This is a genomic window from Microbacterium sp. (assembly GCF_047607225.1).
Lineage (GTDB): Bacteria > Actinomycetota > Actinomycetes > Actinomycetales > Microbacteriaceae > Microbacterium.
The window spans coordinates 119,256-134,384 of the sequence record NZ_JASGDO010000015.1; the positions used below are offsets into that span (position 1 = coordinate 119,256).

General features: G+C 68.9%; 16 protein-coding genes. 10 read left to right on the forward strand and 6 right to left on the reverse strand.

The features are described from left to right. Positions 1-81 precede the first annotated feature (81 nt). The gene (locus tag QM591_RS02490) at positions 82-333 is read left to right on the forward strand and encodes a hypothetical protein (protein ID WP_415129261.1); all 252 of its coding nucleotides are present in this window, start codon (positions 82-84) and stop codon (positions 331-333) included. A gap of 19 nt (positions 334-352) precedes the next feature. On the opposite strand, the gene QM591_RS02495 is transcribed toward QM591_RS02490, so the two are convergent. Beyond that, a complete protein-coding gene (locus QM591_RS02495) occupies positions 353-1,447 on the reverse strand; it encodes a hypothetical protein (RefSeq protein WP_415129263.1) in 1,095 nt (364 codons plus the stop codon). Between the two features lie 55 nt (positions 1,448-1,502). On the opposite strand from QM591_RS02495, the gene QM591_RS02500 reads away from it, so the two are divergent. Then, positions 1,503-2,903, forward strand: a complete 1,401-nt coding sequence (locus QM591_RS02500; protein WP_415129265.1) for an ATP-dependent DNA helicase — start codon at positions 1,503-1,505, stop codon at positions 2,901-2,903. 154 nt (positions 2,904-3,057) lie between these two features. Here QM591_RS02500 and QM591_RS02505 read toward each other — a convergent pair whose 3' ends face one another. Together QM591_RS02505 and QM591_RS02510 are read right to left on the reverse strand one after the other, a co-directional pair. Next, positions 3,058-3,717, reverse strand: a complete 660-nt coding sequence (locus QM591_RS02505) for a heme oxygenase (biliverdin-producing) (RefSeq protein WP_415129267.1) — start codon at positions 3,715-3,717, stop codon at positions 3,058-3,060. 65 nt (positions 3,718-3,782) lie between these two features. Beyond that, entirely contained in the window at positions 3,783-4,094 is a 312-nt protein-coding gene (locus QM591_RS02510) for a DUF2470 domain-containing protein (protein ID WP_415129269.1), read from the reverse strand. A 98-nt stretch (positions 4,095-4,192) separates the two neighbouring features. Between QM591_RS02510 and QM591_RS02515 the strand changes: the two genes are divergently transcribed. Both QM591_RS02515 and QM591_RS02520 read left to right on the forward strand, forming a co-directional pair. Then, positions 4,193-5,455: a serine hydrolase domain-containing protein gene (locus QM591_RS02515; RefSeq protein WP_415129271.1), complete on the forward strand. Its 1,263-nt coding sequence runs from the start codon at positions 4,193-4,195 to the stop codon at positions 5,453-5,455. Further along, on the forward strand, positions 5,452-6,315 hold the full coding sequence (locus QM591_RS02520; protein ID WP_415129273.1) for an EamA family transporter: 864 nt from the start codon (positions 5,452-5,454) through the stop codon (positions 6,313-6,315). Before QM591_RS02515 ends, QM591_RS02520 begins: the two co-directional genes overlap by 4 nt. 78 nt (positions 6,316-6,393) lie before the next feature. On the opposite strand, the gene QM591_RS02525 is transcribed toward QM591_RS02520, so the two are convergent. The 3 genes from QM591_RS02525 to QM591_RS02535 all read right to left on the reverse strand — a co-directional run bounded on the left by QM591_RS02525 (position 6,394) and on the right by QM591_RS02535 (position 8,446). Then, positions 6,394-6,768, reverse strand: a complete 375-nt coding sequence (locus tag QM591_RS02525; protein ID WP_415129275.1) for a YybH family protein — start codon at positions 6,766-6,768, stop codon at positions 6,394-6,396. Positions 6,769-6,842: 74 nt separating this feature from the next. Then, complete coding sequence (locus QM591_RS02530; RefSeq protein ID WP_415129277.1) at positions 6,843-7,394, reverse strand: RNA polymerase sigma factor; 552 nt, start codon at positions 7,392-7,394, stop codon at positions 6,843-6,845. Between the two features lie 101 nt (positions 7,395-7,495). Then, complete coding sequence (locus QM591_RS02535) at positions 7,496-8,446, reverse strand: helix-turn-helix domain-containing protein (RefSeq protein WP_415129280.1); 951 nt, start codon at positions 8,444-8,446, stop codon at positions 7,496-7,498. 614 nt (positions 8,447-9,060) lie between these two features. Between QM591_RS02535 and QM591_RS02540 the strand changes: the two genes are divergently transcribed. The 6 genes from QM591_RS02540 to QM591_RS02565 all read left to right on the forward strand — a co-directional run bounded on the left by QM591_RS02540 (position 9,061) and on the right by QM591_RS02565 (position 15,025). Continuing rightward, a complete protein-coding gene (locus QM591_RS02540) occupies positions 9,061-10,344 on the forward strand; it encodes an ABC transporter substrate-binding protein (RefSeq protein ID WP_415129282.1) in 1,284 nt (427 codons plus the stop codon). A gap of 127 nt (positions 10,345-10,471) precedes the next feature. Continuing rightward, positions 10,472-11,347: a carbohydrate ABC transporter permease gene (locus tag QM591_RS02545; protein WP_415129445.1), complete on the forward strand. Its 876-nt coding sequence runs from the start codon at positions 10,472-10,474 to the stop codon at positions 11,345-11,347. After that, positions 11,337-12,236 carry a carbohydrate ABC transporter permease gene (locus QM591_RS02550; RefSeq protein ID WP_415129284.1) on the forward strand — a complete coding sequence of 300 codons (900 nt, stop codon included), beginning with the start codon at positions 11,337-11,339 and terminating at the stop codon, positions 12,234-12,236. Before QM591_RS02545 ends, QM591_RS02550 begins: the two co-directional genes overlap by 11 nt. A gap of 8 nt (positions 12,237-12,244) precedes the next feature. Continuing rightward, a complete protein-coding gene (locus QM591_RS02555; protein ID WP_415129286.1) occupies positions 12,245-13,366 on the forward strand; it encodes a Gfo/Idh/MocA family protein in 1,122 nt (373 codons plus the stop codon). Beyond that, positions 13,359-14,240 (forward strand): DUF6807 family protein, encoded by an 882-nt coding sequence (locus tag QM591_RS02560; RefSeq protein ID WP_415129288.1) that lies wholly within the window; start codon positions 13,359-13,361, stop codon positions 14,238-14,240. The genes QM591_RS02555 and QM591_RS02560 overlap by 8 nt, the downstream gene beginning before the upstream one ends. A gap of 80 nt (positions 14,241-14,320) precedes the next feature. After that, the gene (locus tag QM591_RS02565) at positions 14,321-15,025 is read left to right on the forward strand and encodes a DUF3800 domain-containing protein (protein ID WP_415129290.1); all 705 of its coding nucleotides are present in this window, start codon (positions 14,321-14,323) and stop codon (positions 15,023-15,025) included. Positions 15,026-15,129 lie beyond the last annotated feature (104 nt).

Consider the following 15,129-nt stretch of genomic DNA (forward strand, 5'->3'; position numbering starts at 1 on the left):
TCGTCCACGAACGGGGTGAGATCCCGGCGGCTCGTCCGCGAACGACCACTCATGAACGACGACCGAAGGAGGACCCCGAACGTGTCCGTCGACACCCTCACGATCGTCATCAGCGCCGCGACCCTCCTCCTCGGCTTCGTCACCGCCTTCGGCTGGCTCGTGAGCCGGATGGATGCGCGCATCGATCGGGTGGAGCACGGACTCGGTCAGCGGATCGATCGGGTGGAGAGCGGACTGGGTCAACGGATCGAGCGGGTGGAGCACGAGCTCGTCGAGGTCAAGATCGCCGTCGCCCGCATCGAAGGCCCGCCCCGTCACCTCGTCACCCGGTAGCGGGGCTGCGCGAGCCGCGTCAGTCGGCGGAGCCCACGTTGATCGAGGCGCTGCCGTCGGGGAGGATCGTGATGTCTCCGTCGATGAAGAACGGGATGTCCTCGTCGAGGGAACGGACCGAGCCGTCGAAGATCGACTGGATGTCCACCTTGATGTGCGCGACGGCCTGCGTGCGTCGGATCCGCCAGTCAGCACCGTCCGGTTCCAGGGTCACGGTCGGCTGGTCCGCAATCGACCAGGTGGGCTCCCCGACGATGCGGTTGCGCACCGTGAGGCCGAACGGGCACCCCGTCGGCTGCAGCACGCGCTGCGTCGCGCACTCGTCCAGGAAGTCCTCCACCTTCTCCTGCACGACCTCGACGAACTTGTCGGTCGCCTGCGTCTGGACGTCCACGGGGATCTCGGCGCGGGGCTTGTCCGACAGCACCGCGACGCCGGGACTCGCCGACAGGGCGGTGTCGACGGAGATGGAGTAGAGCCCGGGGGAGAACACGAGCAGGGACACCGGATCGAGCGGATCGGCGTCGTTGCCGTCGGGCGAGACCTGGCGTTTGTCGATCTCGAAGCCGTTGACCTCGAACTGCATCGCGCCCCGCACGGTCAGATCGATCACGGCCAACGGGCTCGTCGCGAATCGCCAGGAGGGGGCGATGCCGATGGTGCCGGCACGCTCGACCGCGAACGTGGTCTTTCCGGCGTGCGGTCCGGCCTGGTAGCCGACGGTGACCGAGGTGACGCCGTCCTTCTCGCTGGTGCTCAGCACCTCGATGTCGGTGATCGGCGCCAAGGCGTCTCGTCGCAGGAGTGCATCGGCGGCGTCGGTGGGAAGACCGGCCTTCTCGAACTGGGCGGCATCGACGCGCACGCCCGGAACGGCGAGAGCATCGGTCGCGCGACCCTGGGAGAGGAGGTCCAGATAGCGGGTGACGAACGCGGCGGGACTGTACAGCCGGTCGTATGCCACGGCGCCCGCGGCGTAGACGGCGCCGGCCAGCAGCACTCCCACCACGGCGAGGGCCGTCAGGTCGAAGGCGAGGCTGCGTCGGCGTCGAGGTCGGCGTGGCGCGGCGGCGACGGCCTCCCCGGCCTGCTCGTCGCTCTCGTCCCGCTCCACCGCTTCAGTCTAGGAAACCGTCCCTGACAACTCCCCCCGACGCCCGACAACTACCATGGGACCGGTGAGCACCCCGGCTTCGTCCTCCGTGCGGGCCCTGTCGCCTGAGCAGGAAGAGCTGTTCCGACTCATCGAGGACACGCGGGAGCACGTGTTCGTCACCGGTCGTGCGGGCACGGGGAAGTCGACGCTCCTTCAGCACCTCGCCTGGAACACGGAGAAGCAGATCGCCGTGTGTGCGCCCACGGGTGTGGCCGCCCTCAATGTGGAGGGGCAGACGATCCACTCCCTCTTCCGTCTTCCGATCGGGTTGATCGCCGACAGCGAGCTGGAGCAGTCGGAGCCGGCGCGGAAGATCATGAACGCGATCGACACGCTCGTGATCGATGAGATCTCCATGGTCAACGCCGATCTCATGGACGCGATCGACAGGTCGCTGCGGCAGGCGCGCCGCCGCCGGTCCGAGCCCTTCGGCGGCGTGCAGATCGTGATGTTCGGAGACCCGTATCAGCTCTCGCCGGTGCCGCCCCGGGGAGATGAGCTGCGATATATCCAGGACCATTACCGCTCGTTCTGGTTCTTCGACGCCCAGGTGTGGGCAGGCCCTCGCGGCGACGCGGGGGCGATCCGCTCCGACGGGCTGCTCGACCTCGGACGGGTGGGTGCGCCCCTGCACATCCGCGAGCTCCGCGAGATCCATCGGCAGTCCGATCCCGAGTTCAAGATGATGCTCAACGCGGTACGGTACGGGATCGTCACCGCCGAGATCGCCGGAAAGCTCAACGCCGCGGGCGCCCGGCCGGTGCCCGAGCCCGTGGATGGCGAGCCTCCCATCATCACCCTCGCCACGCGCAACGACATCGTCAACCGCATCAACCAGCGTCACCTGGACGCCCTTCCGGGCCCGGTGCAGAGGGCTCGCGCCGACGTGACGGGAGACTTCGGCCGCGGCGAGGCGTATCCGGCCGACGTCGAGCTGCAGCTGAAGGTCGGCGCCCAGGTGATGTTCCTCCGCAACGATCTCGGCGGCAAAGGCGACGGTCCGCGGTGGGTGAACGGGTCCATCGGCACGGTCACGCGCATCGCCGGCGGTACGGTGCGGGTGGAGCTCGACGGCGAGGAGCACGATGTCGAGCCCACCGTCTGGGAGAGGTTCCGCTACGCCTACGACCCCGGCAGCCGGAAACTCACCCGTGACATCGTCGCCGAGTTCACCCAGTTCCCTCTGCGCCTGGCGTGGGCCGTGACGATTCACAAGTCGCAGGGCAAGACGTACGACCGCGCCATCATCGATCTCGGATCAGGTGCCTTCGCCCCGGGGCAGACCTACGTCGCCCTGTCCCGCCTGACGAGCCTCGACGGCCTGTACCTGTCGCGCCCGCTGCGACCGAGCGACATCCTGGTCGACGCCGACGTCCGCCGCTTCATGGCCGCCGTCCGCGCCGCCGGAGGCTGAGCCCTCGTCGCCCCCCACCCCGTCCCCTTCCGTCCCCTTGTTCGAGAGCACATGCTCTCAGCGAGCGCCTACGTTATCGGCGGCGAGGACATGTGCGCTCGGTGACAGCATGTGCTCTCGCGAGAGGGTGCAGGAGGGGCGGGCGGGGAAGGGGTCAGGCGGTCTGGGCGGAACGTTCCTTCGCTGCGGCGAGGTCGTCGAACAGCTCGGTGTTGAAGCGGTAGGCGACCAGTACCTCCTCGATCACGCGCTCCTGCTCGGCTGCATCCCAGGGTGCGGCGTCGAGCTGCTCGCGGTAGACCTCCTTGAAGGCGGCCGGGTCGGCGATGTCGTCGAAGAGGTAGAACCCGATGCCGTTCGTCTCGAACCCGAACTGCCGCGCCATGAGCTTGCCGATGAACTGCCCGCCGGACAGATCGCCGAGGTAGCGCGTGTAGTGGTGAGCGACGAAGCCGCCGGACCACGTCGCCGCGACCTGCTGGATGCGCTCGACGTAACGGCGCGTCGTCGGCAGCGGTTCGATCCGCTCCCGCCAGTCCTCTCCGAGCAGGAACTCCAGGTCGGATTCCAGCGCGGGGAGCCGCGTGAGCCGCTCGCTGATGAAGGGCGCGGCCACCGGGTCGGCCTTCATCCGCTCGGCGGCGGATTCCAGCGCCGCGTAGATGAACCAGTGCTGCGCGACGAGCGCGATGTAGTCGTCGCGGGTGCCGCGGCCGCGCATCAGGTCGGCCATGAAGCCGGCGTGCTCGCTGCCCGAATGGGCGGAGGAGGAGCGCTCGCGAAGGGCGGTGGAGAACGGGATCAACTCGGCCATGCGATGAGCATAGCGGAAGTTAGGTACAGCTAACCTGAAGGTTTCCTTGCGGGAGGCGGCGCGCCTCAGGCGTGCGGACGCGGCGTGACGCCCAGGCGCGCGCAGGCGGCGTCATACAGCGCCACGACCTCGCGTCGCACCTCGGGGCGCTCCGTGATCGGTCCTCCCGGCCAGGGGATCGTCACCGTCTCGTGGCTCCCTGTTGCCGTGACCACCTGCCAGCGGCCACCGTCGCCGTCGAAGTGCACCATCTCGGCGGAGACGACATCGGGCACCGCTGCGAACGCTCGCGTGATGAGCACGTTGTCGTCGACGTGGTCGTTGTTCATGTGCCCCAGCACGCCGCGCAGCGTGGTCTCGTCGAATTCGTGAGTCATGACAGTCACCCTATTGACGCTCGCGAGGGGACCGCTCGTCCGGGTGCCCGCGAAGCCATGACGTAGGCTGGAAAAGGAACACTCGGGGGGGTGATGGGATGAGGCGGAACCGGCGCGCGCGCGGTGTGTGGGCGGTTCTCGCGGCGTCGGCGATCGCGGTGATCACCGGCTGCTCTCCTTCCCCCACCGTCGAGCACGAACCCCTTCCGCAGGTCGACGCGGCCTTCCCGTCTGCGATCCAAGACCAGCTCACGACGGCGGTGCAGACGGCCATGGCGGCCACCGGTTCCACCGGGGCGATCGTCGAGGTGCGGGCGCCTTGGGCGGGCGTATGGCGACAAGCCCTCGGGACGCAGACGCCGAAAGGCGGCGCCGTCTCTCCCGACCTCGCCTTCAAAGCGGGGCCCATCACTCGCGCCATGACCTGCGACGTGCTCTACGGCATGGCGCATCGGGGGATCGTGCGTATCGACGATCACCTCACACGCTGGCTGTCCGGATATCCCTCGGCGGAGGGCATCACGCTCGGTGACTTGTGCGACAGCACGAGCGGGCTGAAGTCGTACGCGAAAGAGATCTCCGACCGTTGGTACGTCACTCCGGAGCGTGTGTGGAAGCCGAAGGAACTGGTGGCCTACGGCATGTCGACAGGCCTCGACGGCGAGCCGGGAGCGGCCTACCGCGACTCCGACACCGGTTATGTGCTGCTGGGCCTTGCGCTCGAGCGGGCTGGGGGCAAGAGCGCGGCCGACCTGTTCGATGAGTACGTCTTCGAGCCCCTCGGCATGGAGTCCAGTTCGCTGACCTCCGGCTCCCGCACCGGCGCCGGCATGCTCACCGGTCAGCGCTCGGTGAACGGCGACGACGGCAAGATCGACTGCGCTGCTCCTGTCGACGTCACCGCGGTCTCGGGGTCTGCCGGGTTCACCGCAGCGGGGGTGTTCTCGACCGTGGACGACCTCAGCGACTATGTGCAAGCGCTCGCCCTCGGTACGCGCTCCTTCGACACCGAAGCACGGTTCGCCGACCCGCTGCCCACCTCGACGACGGCGCCCACGTGGTTGACGGCTCGCGGTGGCGCGGTGCAGGCGGCGACGCTCGTGGGGCAGGCGGGAGCCGTGCCCGGCTACCTCACCGCGGCCTTCGCCGACCGCGAGACCGGGATGTCGGTCGTCGTCGTGCTGAACAACTCTCGGGCAAGTGGCGTCAACGCCCGCGACCTCGCCTGGGAGCTTGCGGCGATCGTCTCCAAGGCGCCCGCCGCAGCGGGAGAGAAGGCTCCGGAGGGCGGCCGGCTGCCGTGGGAGCCGCAGACGTACGCCGACAAGATCGTCGACGCGGCCATCTGTCCCCTGCCGTGAACCGCCGGGCGGGTGCGGCGTCCGCGTTCGTGATCGTCGGCCTTGCCTGCCAGGAGGTCGGTGCGGCGGCGGCCGTGCACCTGTTCCCTGAGGTGGGGCCGCTCGGGGTCGTCATGCTCCGCCTCGTTTTCTCGGCGCTCATCTTGTGTCTGATCGCACGCCCTCGGGTGCGCGGCTACACGCGAGAGGCCTGGACGGCCGTCGTGCGATTCGGCGTGGTGCTGGGCCTGATGAACGCCCTGTTCTACCTCGCGCTGCAGCGGCTTCCGCTCGGGGTCACCGTGACGATCGAGGTGCTCGGGCCCCTCGTGCTCTCGATCGTCGTGAGCCGTCGGGCCTCCGCGTGGGGATGGGCGGCGCTGGCGTTCGCTGGAGTGGTTGCTCTGGGCGGTGGCGGATGGGACCGCCTCGATCTGCTCGGAGTGCTGTTCGCCCTGGGGGCTGCGGCCAGTTGGGCGTTCTACATCCTGTCCTCGGCCCGAGTGGGGGCGGAGTTCCCCCGTCTCGACGGGCTGGCGCTGGCGATGGCCGTCGCCGCGGTGCTGTCGCTTCCGTTCGGTGTGGTCGCTGCCGGCAGCGCGCTCCTTCGGGTGGACATCGTGGCGCTCGGCGCCGCGGTGGCCCTGCTCAGCTCGACCATTCCGTATGCGTTGGAGCTCATGGCGCTTCGGCGCCTTCCCGCGTCCGCGTTCTCGATCCTCATGAGCCTCGCCCCCGCTACGGCGGCGCTGGCGGGCCTGGTGCTTCTCGGGCAGAAGCTCTCGTGGCTCGAGGTGGCAGGGATCGCCGTGGTGATCGCCGCCTCGATGGGAGCCGTGCGCTCCACCGCCCGCCACGCGCCTCTCCCTCCCGTCGGCTGACGCGAGTGTCCACGACGCGCCGGGCGCGGGGCGCCCCGGGCGGCGTGTCGTGGACACTCGGCGGTGGGAGGGTGGGGATCAGGCGGTGCCGAAGGGGTTGTCGACCACGTAGCGCCACCCGTGTGCCTCGTCGAACACCGCGACGTCGGCGGTGGTGCCCGACAGGGCCACCTCGCTGCCGTCGGGACCGGTGCCGGTGATGCTCCAGTCCGCGATCGCGAGGCCGGTGTCGCCGCTGCGGAAGGTGTGGCGGACGGTCATCTCGATCGGAAGCTGCAGGCCGAGGAACTGCTCCAGTGCGCCGCGGACCGCCTCGGCGCCGGTGACGGGCGTTCCGGGCGCCGGGACGAAGACCACGTCGTCGGTGTTGAGGGCCATGAGGCCCTCGAGGTCGCGGGCGTTGAAGCGCTCGGCGAAGGCGAGGTTGAGCTGGTCGAGTTCGGTGACGGTCATGACTGTGTCCTTTCCGGAGGGCGCGTGATCGCGCGCTCCAGAGAGGAAGACGCCCCGGCGTCAGGAATGTGACATCACGACGCGATCTCGTCGTCGGTGAGCATGCCGCTGCGCCGACAGCCCGCCAGCGCCCGGCGTGCGCGGCTGATCCGTTGACGGACGGCGGCGGCGGTGAGACCCAGCCGGAGCGCGATCTCCTCGGCGCTCAACTGGTCGACCGCGCTCAGGAGCAGGGGCTCGCGCAGAGCGTCGGGCAGATCGTGCAGAGCGCGGACCGCTGCGTCGAACACCACCCGCGCCTCCACCTCTTCGGCGACGCTGTGCGCGTCGGTGGTGTCCTCCTCCCACGGCGACTCCTCCCGCCGAGCGCGCCACCGCGCGAGATCCACCGCAGCGTTTCGGGCGATCGTGTCGAGCCACGAGCACATCCCGCCCGGAGTGACGTTCTCCAGCCGTTCGACAGAACGCCAGGCGCGCAGCAGGACCGTCTGGGCGACGTCGTCGGCGTCATCGAGCGGAACACCGAGAGAGATGCTGCGCCGGCGCAGGCGCTGCGGGTCGGCGGAGATCATGGCGGTCAGCGAGGCCCGGGCGTCGGGCTCCGTGGAGGGCGTGGCGCGCAACATCGTCTCCGTCTCGTGCGTCGTCCTGGGTCGTCTCCCGTGGCCAGCGCGCGGAGGGCGGAGAGTATTCCGGTTCGGCGACCGTCATCGCCGGCCGCCGACCCTCACAGGGCGCGCAGCAGCGAGTCGACGGAACCGAAGCCCACGGCTTCGGCGACTGCGGCGCGAGTGAGCTCGGGGCGCTCGGTCATCAGGCGGCCCGCGGCGGCGGCGCGGACGGTGCGGAGCGTCGCCGCGAAGCTCGTGCCCTCGGTGCGGAAGGCCTCCTGAAGGCTGCGCCGGGACACGCCGAGCCGGGCGGCGACCGACGCCGTGTCGATGGATCGGTTGGGGTACTCGTCCATCACGATCTCCATCGCGGCGCCGAACAGGGTCAGTCGCTGGCGGGGTTCGCGGCTCGCCAGCAGTTGGATGGCGGTGCGGGCCACCTCTTCGGCGGCGGTGCGAATGGGCTCGGAGTCGGCGAGGTCGGCGGGGTCGAGCCGGCAAACGCCCGCGGCGAAGGCGTAGGCGGGGAGGAAGGCGCCGGGCAGCCCCGGGGTCTCGTCGGGCGTGATCGACGGGGGGATCCCTTCACACATCCGCGCCGGCACACTCAGGTACACCACCTCGGTGGGGGTGCTGGACGACCGCATCACGACCGGCTCGGTTCCCGGGAGGAGCAGGCGGGCCCCCGCGGGCCCGGCGGTCGTGCGCGCGGCTCCGTCGACCTCGAGGTGTCCTCGTGAGACGAGGAGCAGGGCCGCGCGGTCGATCGACCCCTCGTCGCGGTCCCAGAGCAGGGTGAAGGGCGGGACCACGGCGTGGACGAAGGTCATCCCCGGAAACTGCGCAGCGCGGGCACGGAGCGGGGCGCCCGTGTCGAGCTCCAGGAAGCGGATATTGGCGGTGTAGAAGTAGTCGGCCATTCGCTGCGCGCGGGGGAGCTCGCGCGGATGGGAAAGGTGGATGTCGAGCCGGTGGAAGTCCTTCTCGGCGAAGACGTGCGCGCGGCGGACGCGGCGTTCTTGTGCCGGCGAGAACGCTCCCGGCGCGGTGCCGCTCGACTCGTTCATGGGTCTCCGTCCTGAACATGCTCTCGGGCACGCCGTTGGGCATCCGTTCACGCCATTATGGCGAGGTGGCGGTGCAACGAAGTGCCGCAGTTCGCGCATGACGAGTTGCAGATGGCGCGATTGCCTGGTGGAGCCGGGCGTTCTGTGCGTGCAAACCTCGTCTCCGGGGCGTCTCCGGGGCGGAGGGGTGCGCCATGCCGCACTTCGCGCGCCGGCCGTCGCAGTCTGCGCGGCGGCCGAGTCAGCGGCCTGGGCTGCGCCATCATCGAGCCAGAAGTGCCCCGATCCTTGAGCACTTCGGTCCTCTCGTCCGCCCCTTCGCGGGGCCGTCGCGATGCCTCCCCCAGCGCATCCGCAGCGGACGTGAGCGATCGGTCCGTACCCCCGCGTGAGCCTCGCTCCGCGGGGGTACGTCGTTGTCATCGAGTTCGTAGTGAACATTCGATTGCGCATCGGTCGTGAACATCTCGTTGACCGATCGTGTGGCAACTTCTATAGTGATCCTCGAGCCGCAGTGAAATCGATTGTTCAGATGACACGGCGCCCCTGACACGTCGAACCCGTGGAGCGACGGCCAGAGTTCAGCAACTCTCAATGAAGAGAAAGAAGACACAGTGTTCACAGGACGCAAGACACGCATCCTCGCGGGACTCGCTGCGGCGGCCCTCGCGGTGGGGCTCGCGGGGTGCGCCTCGCAGGCCGAGCAGAAGCCGGAAGGGCCGGTGGAGATCCGGTTCACGTGGTGGGGCGGCGACGCTCGCCACGAGCTGACCAACAAGGCGCTCGACGCCTTCGAGGCCGAGAACAAGGACATCAAGGTCGTGCGCGACTTCGGTGGCTTCGACGGCTACCTCGACAAGATCACCACGCAGTACGCCGGCGGCAACTCGCCCGACGTCATCCAGCTCTACAACGAGGTGCTCGTCGAGTTCGCCGACCGCGGGCAGCTCTGGGACCTCAACAAGGCGGTCGACTCCGGCACGCTGTCGCTGGAGGGCTGGCCGCAAGACGTCGTCGACACGACCACCGTGGGCGACGAGCTGGCGGCCCTCACCTTCGGCTCGACCACCCACGCCTACATCTTCGACCAGACCGCGTCGGAGAAGTACGGCGTGACGGCGCCCGCCGAGGGCTACAGCTGGGACGACCTCAAGACCTACTCCGAGGCGATCTCCAAGGCGAGCGACGGCAAGGTCTGGGGCACCACCGACCTGTCGCACAGCTACCAGATCTTCGAGGTGTGGGCCAAGCAGAACGGTGAGGAGTACCTCACCGCCGACGGCATCGGCTTCACGCAGAAGACACTGGAGTCGTTCTGGCAGTACTGGGCAGACATGCGCGAGGATGGCGCCGTGCCCAGCCCGGACGTCTCGACCGAGTACCTCGGCACCCCGTACGACGCGGTCGTTCAGGGCGTGGTCACCTCGACCTTCCTCTTCACGAACCAGTTCGCCTCGGTGGCCGACAGCACGCCGTCGACCCTCTCGATCGCGCGGATGCCGGGCGAGAACCCGACCCCCGGCCAGTACCTGCGCTCGGCGATGAACCTCACCGTGTCGAGCCAGTCGAAGCACCCCGAAGAGGCGGCGCGCCTCGTGAACTTCCTCCTCAACAGCGAGGAAGGAAACGAGCTGCTCGGCACCGACCGCGGGTTCCCGTCCAACACCAACGTGTTCCCTGCCGCCACGAAGGGCCTCGAGGGGGCGTCGGCAGAGGCGGCGAAGATCTTCGAGTCGGTGCGCGAGAAGGGCTCCCCGGCGCCCGTGCCCGCGCCGGTCGGATCGGCCGCCGTCAACACGATGTTCAGCGAGTACGCCCAGCAGGTGCAGTTCGGCCAGCTGAGCGTGACCGATGCGGCCGCGCAGTTCCTGAAGGCCGCCGAGTCGGAGCTCGGCTGATCCGATGACCGACCACGCCACTGACCCGGAGCGCGCCGTCGTCGACGACCCGGCGCGCCCGGGGAGGGGCCGGGTGCGGGCCCCGCAAGGGTCCGCACCCGCTCGGTCCGCGTCGCTCCGACGGGCGATGCGGCGGAACCGGATCGCCCCCTACCTCTTCCTCACGCCCTGGCTGATCGGGTTCTTCGTGATCACGCTCGGCCCCATGCTGTACTCGTTCTACCTCTCCTTCACCGACTTCAACCTGCTGGGCTCGGCGGAGTGGATCGGCATCGACAACTACATCGAGCTGTTCACCGACGACCCGAAGTACCTCGAATCGGTGCGGGTGACCCTCGTCTACGTCTTCGTCTCGGTGCCGCTGCAGTTGGCGTTCGCGTTGCTGCTGGCGGTGCTCCTGAACCGCGGCCTGCGCGGTCTCGCACTGTACCGCTCGATCTACTACCTCCCCTCCCTCATCGGAGCCAGCGTCGCGATCGCGGTGCTGTGGCGGCAGATGTTCGGCCGGAACGGGCTCATCAACCAGGTGCTCGACTGGTTCGGCATCGTCGGGGAGAGCTGGATCGGAAACCCCGATACTGCCCTCGGCACGCTCATCATCCTCAACGTCTGGACCTTCGGGTCGCCGATGGTGATCTTCCTCGCGGCGCTGCGCCAGGTGCCGGAATACCTGTACGAGGCCGCCGCGGTCGACGGCGTCTCCAAGTGGAAGGCGTTCTGGCACATCACGCTGCCGATGCTGACGCCGGTCGTGCTGTTCAACCTGGTGCTGCAGCTGATCGGGGCCTTCCAGGCGTTCACCCCCGCCTACGTCGTCTCGGGCGGCACCGGCGGCCCCGTGAACTCCACCCTCTTCTACACGCTGTACCTGTACCAGAAGGGCTTCGCGAACTTCGAGATGGGCTACGCGAGCGCCATGGCCTGGGTGCTGTTCTTCTTCATCGCGATCGTGACGGCCGTCAACTTCTGGCTGTCGAGGTACTGGGTGCACTATGACGACTGAGACCGCCGCCCTCATCACTCCCGCCGGGCGCCGCCGCCGCCGGGGCGACGAGAACGTCCGGCCGCCGCGGAAGCGGCCGCTGGCCCACCTCATGCTCATCGGGTTCGGCGTGCTGATGCTCTACCCGCTGATCTGGATGCTCGGTGCCTCGTTCAAAGAGAGCCAGTTCATCTTCTCGGAGGTGAGCCCGTTCCCGAACCCGGTGACGCTGGAGAACTACCGGCAGGGCTGGCAGGGCTCGGGAGTGGGGTTCGGCACGTACTTCCTGAACTCCACGATCGTGTCGGGCCTGTCGGTGCTGGGCAACATGTTCGCGTGCTCGCTCGCCGGCTTCGCCTTCGCGCGGATGGAGTTCCGCGGGCGCAAGTTCTTCTTCGCCGCGATGCTCGCGACCCTCATGCTGCCCACGCACGTGCTCCTCGTGCCGCAGTACATCCTGTTCTCCAACCTCGGCTGGGTGAACTCCTTCCTCCCGCTCGTGGTACCGAAGTTCCTCGCCGTCGACGCCTTCTTCATATTCCTGATGGTGCAGTTCCTCCGCGGGCTTCCGCGGGAGCTCGATCAGGCGGCGATGATCGACGGCGCGGGGCCCTGGCAGACGTATTGGCGGATCATCCTGCCGCTCACACTGCCGGCCCTCGCGACGACGGCGATCTTCACGTTCATCTGGACGTGGAACGACTTCCTCACCCCGCTCCTGTACCTGCAGGATCCGCGCATGTACACCGTGCCGCTCGGCCTCAACGCCTTCCTCGACGCGAGCGGCGAGAGCGCCTGGGGCCCGATGTTCGCCATGGCCGTGCTCTCGCTCGGTCCGCTGTTCGGCTTCTTCCTGGCCGGGCAGAAGTACCTCACCTCCGGAATCGCCACGACTGGTCTGAAAGGCTGAACCCGTCCATGTCTTCTCATCCCCTCGCCCGTGTCGCCGTCGTCGGCGCCGGGGGCATCGGAGCCGCCGCCCATCTCCCGGCCGTCACCTCGCTCGCGGGCGAGGCGGAGCTGGTGGCCATCGTCGACCTCGACGAAGACCGGCGCGCCGCGGCGGGTGCGCAGTTCGGCTGCGACCGCCTGTACGCCGACATGGCACAGATGCAGGCCGAGCAGCGCCCCGACATCGTGATCATCGCGACGCCGCCGCACCTGCACGAGCCGCTGTCGATCCAGGCGATGCGCGCAGGAGCGTGGGTGTACTGCGAGAAGCCGCTCACGGGGTCGCTCGCGAGCGCCGATCGCATCGTCGCCGCCGAAGCCGAGACCGGGCAGTGGACGATCAGCGTCTCGCAGTTCCGCTACGCGGGCGGATCGCAGCAGGCGCACGAGGCGCTCCGCTCCCACCGGTGGGGGCGACCGCTCATCGGCGTGGCACACACCACGTGGTACCGCGGGCCGGAGTACTGGGACATCCCGTGGCGCGGGAAGTTCGCGACCGAGTTCGCTGGCGCCACCACCACGCAGGCCTACCACGCGGTCGACCTGCTCCTGTGGCTCATGGGTGGCGACTGGGCATCGGTGAGCGGCATCGCCGACACCCTCGCCCGGCCGATCGAGGTGGAAGACGCCTCGGCCGCAGTGGTGCGGTTCGAGTCGGGCGCGATCGCCACGCTCCTCTCGACGGTGCTCAGCAGCAAGCAAGAGACGCGGCTGCAGGTGATCGCCGAGCGCGCAACCGTCGACCTCGACACCCTCTACCTGCCGCAGCGCGACGAGTGGTCGCTCCGGCGGATCGACGACGAGGGGCAGACGGTGGTCGACGCCTCGTGGCCGGAGCCCGAGCCGCCGCTCGAGGTGAACGCGCATCGCTCGCAGCTGCGGGCGATCCTGGCCGCCTGGCGCGAGGGCCGTGTGCCGGAGGTGACGGCGAGCGAGGCCCGTGCGACGCTGGAGTTCCTGACGGCGCTGTACAAGAGCTCCGCGACCGGCGCCCCGGTCGCGCGGGGCGACATCGGCGCCGGTGACCCGTTCTACGAGGCGCTCGACGCCGCCGGACCCGACCGCAAGGGAGTGCACGCCCGTGTCTGACGTCTCCATCCGCCGCGACGGCGACGACCTGCACCTCACGGTGGACGTGAGCGAGGTGGGTCTCTACCGCGCGAGTGACGAGACCATCCCCGCGGTCAACACGCCCAAGCCGTACTTCCATCCGCTGCGCACCGTCGGCGGCGTGGTGGTCACCGGGTTCGCGCCCGACGACCACCCGTGGCACCACGGCCTGGAGTTCGCCTTCCCCCGGGTCGGCGCCCACAACCTGTGGGGCGGCGGCACCTACTTCGGCCCCCAGCGGGGCTATGAGGTGGTGGAGGACCAGGGGCGCATCCGCCACGACGCGTGGGGAGAGGTCGACGGGGGCCGCTTCTCGCACACCCTCTCCTGGCTCGGGCTCGACGGTGAGCCGCTGCTGACGGAGGAGCGGTCGTACCGACTCCACGGCGTATCTGCCGACGAGACCACGGGCTGGCTCCTCCAGCTCGACACGGCGCTCCGCAACGCCACCGATGATGAGGTGGCGATCGAGACGCCGGCTCAGCGCGGCCGCCCCGACGGCGGATACGGCGGCTGGTTTTTGCGGTTCGCCGAAGGTTTCACGGCAGCGAGTCTGACGGCCGACGGTGAACCGGTGGAGGCTTCCGGCGCGGCCGGAGACACCTTCGTGATCGACGGGCGTACCGCCGCCGGCGAGGCCGTGACGGTGGGCATGCACTACGGCCCCGGAGAGAGCGCGGGGGAGCGGCGATGGCTGTACCGGTTCGAGCCCTTCTCGCTCGCCGGATTCGCCGTGGCCTACGACCGCGGGCTGGTCGTTCCCGCCGGCGGCGAGATCTCCTTCTCCCACCGCATCGCCGTGTTCGACGGGTCGATCCCGGGCGACGCCGTGGTGGAGGTGCTGCGCGGCTGACGGCGGCTGTGGCGGGGTGTGACGACGGGGCCTTATGTACAACCCGCTCGACCGAGACATCTCGCGGCTACTTTTAGGGTGTGCCAGACCCGCTTGCCCGCGTCGCCTACATCGACGACTCAGGCCATCAACAGAGCGGTCTCGTCGTCTACGGCTGGGTCCACTTCAGCCCCAGTCACTGGCCCGTCGTCCTGCGCCGCTGGCTCGAGATCCGCAAGCGGCTCTACAGGGAGTTCGGCATCCATGTCGAGACCGAGCTTCACTCGACGGACTACATCAATGGGCGAAGGCGTGTCACCGATCGCGCTCCGGCACGGTACGTCCATGACGGGGTCACCTTCTGGAAAGATCTCGGTCGCGACGTGGCCCGAACGCTGCTCGAGGAGATCAGTTGTCTCGAGGGCCTGACGGCGGGTGCGGTGTACCGCCGATGCGATCCTCACCCCACCGCGTCGGACAAGGTCGGGGTGTATCGCGCGATGATCGGGCGGTGGGAGTCGGAGTTGGCTGCCCGCCACGAGTACGCCATGCTGTTCGTGGATGGCGACGGGTCTGACGCCAACTATCGCACCGCACACCGTGCGCTCAAGCTCGATGAGCGTCGCATCCTCGAGGACCCGATCATGGTCCAGTCGTCGGTATCACAACTGATCCAGATGGCAGACCTCGTTGCCTGGTGCGCATTCGTGAGCATCGAGCGTCATCCCGCTCATCGCTTCGCAGAGGCCTGGTACGACAGGTACATATCTCCGCGAGATCCGGCGCGATCGCCCGTCGCGGTCTAGCTCCAGCAACAGCGAGACCCCCTGATCCGCACTGCTGCGGGGGGGTCTGCGTCTCCTATTGTTCCACACATTCGTGCGGAGAAGTGGCGATTCCGAGCAACTCA

What these genes read in the sequence shown, in the direction of transcription:
- QM591_RS02500 (WP_415129265.1), top strand. Translation starts at nt 1,503, where the DNA reads ATGGGACCGGTGAGCACCCCGGCTTCGTCCTCCGTGCGGGCCCTGTCG.
- QM591_RS02505 (WP_415129267.1), bottom strand. Translation starts at nt 3,717, where the DNA reads ATGGCCGAGTTGATCCCGTTCTCCACCGCCCTTCGCGAGCGCTCCTCC.
- QM591_RS02510 (WP_415129269.1), bottom strand. Translation starts at nt 4,094, where the DNA reads ATGACTCACGAATTCGACGAGACCACGCTGCGCGGCGTGCTGGGGCAC.
- QM591_RS02515 (WP_415129271.1), top strand. Translation starts at nt 4,193, where the DNA reads ATGAGGCGGAACCGGCGCGCGCGCGGTGTGTGGGCGGTTCTCGCGGCG.
- QM591_RS02525 (WP_415129275.1), bottom strand. Translation starts at nt 6,768, where the DNA reads ATGACCGTCACCGAACTCGACCAGCTCAACCTCGCCTTCGCCGAGCGC.
- QM591_RS02530 (WP_415129277.1), bottom strand. Translation starts at nt 7,394, where the DNA reads ATGTTGCGCGCCACGCCCTCCACGGAGCCCGACGCCCGGGCCTCGCTG.
- QM591_RS02535 (WP_415129280.1), bottom strand. Translation starts at nt 8,446, where the DNA reads ATGAACGAGTCGAGCGGCACCGCGCCGGGAGCGTTCTCGCCGGCACAA.
- QM591_RS02545 (WP_415129445.1), top strand. Translation starts at nt 10,472, where the DNA reads ATGCGGCGGAACCGGATCGCCCCCTACCTCTTCCTCACGCCCTGGCTG.
- QM591_RS02550 (WP_415129284.1), top strand. Translation starts at nt 11,337, where the DNA reads ATGACGACTGAGACCGCCGCCCTCATCACTCCCGCCGGGCGCCGCCGC.
- QM591_RS02555 (WP_415129286.1), top strand. Translation starts at nt 12,245, where the DNA reads ATGTCTTCTCATCCCCTCGCCCGTGTCGCCGTCGTCGGCGCCGGGGGC.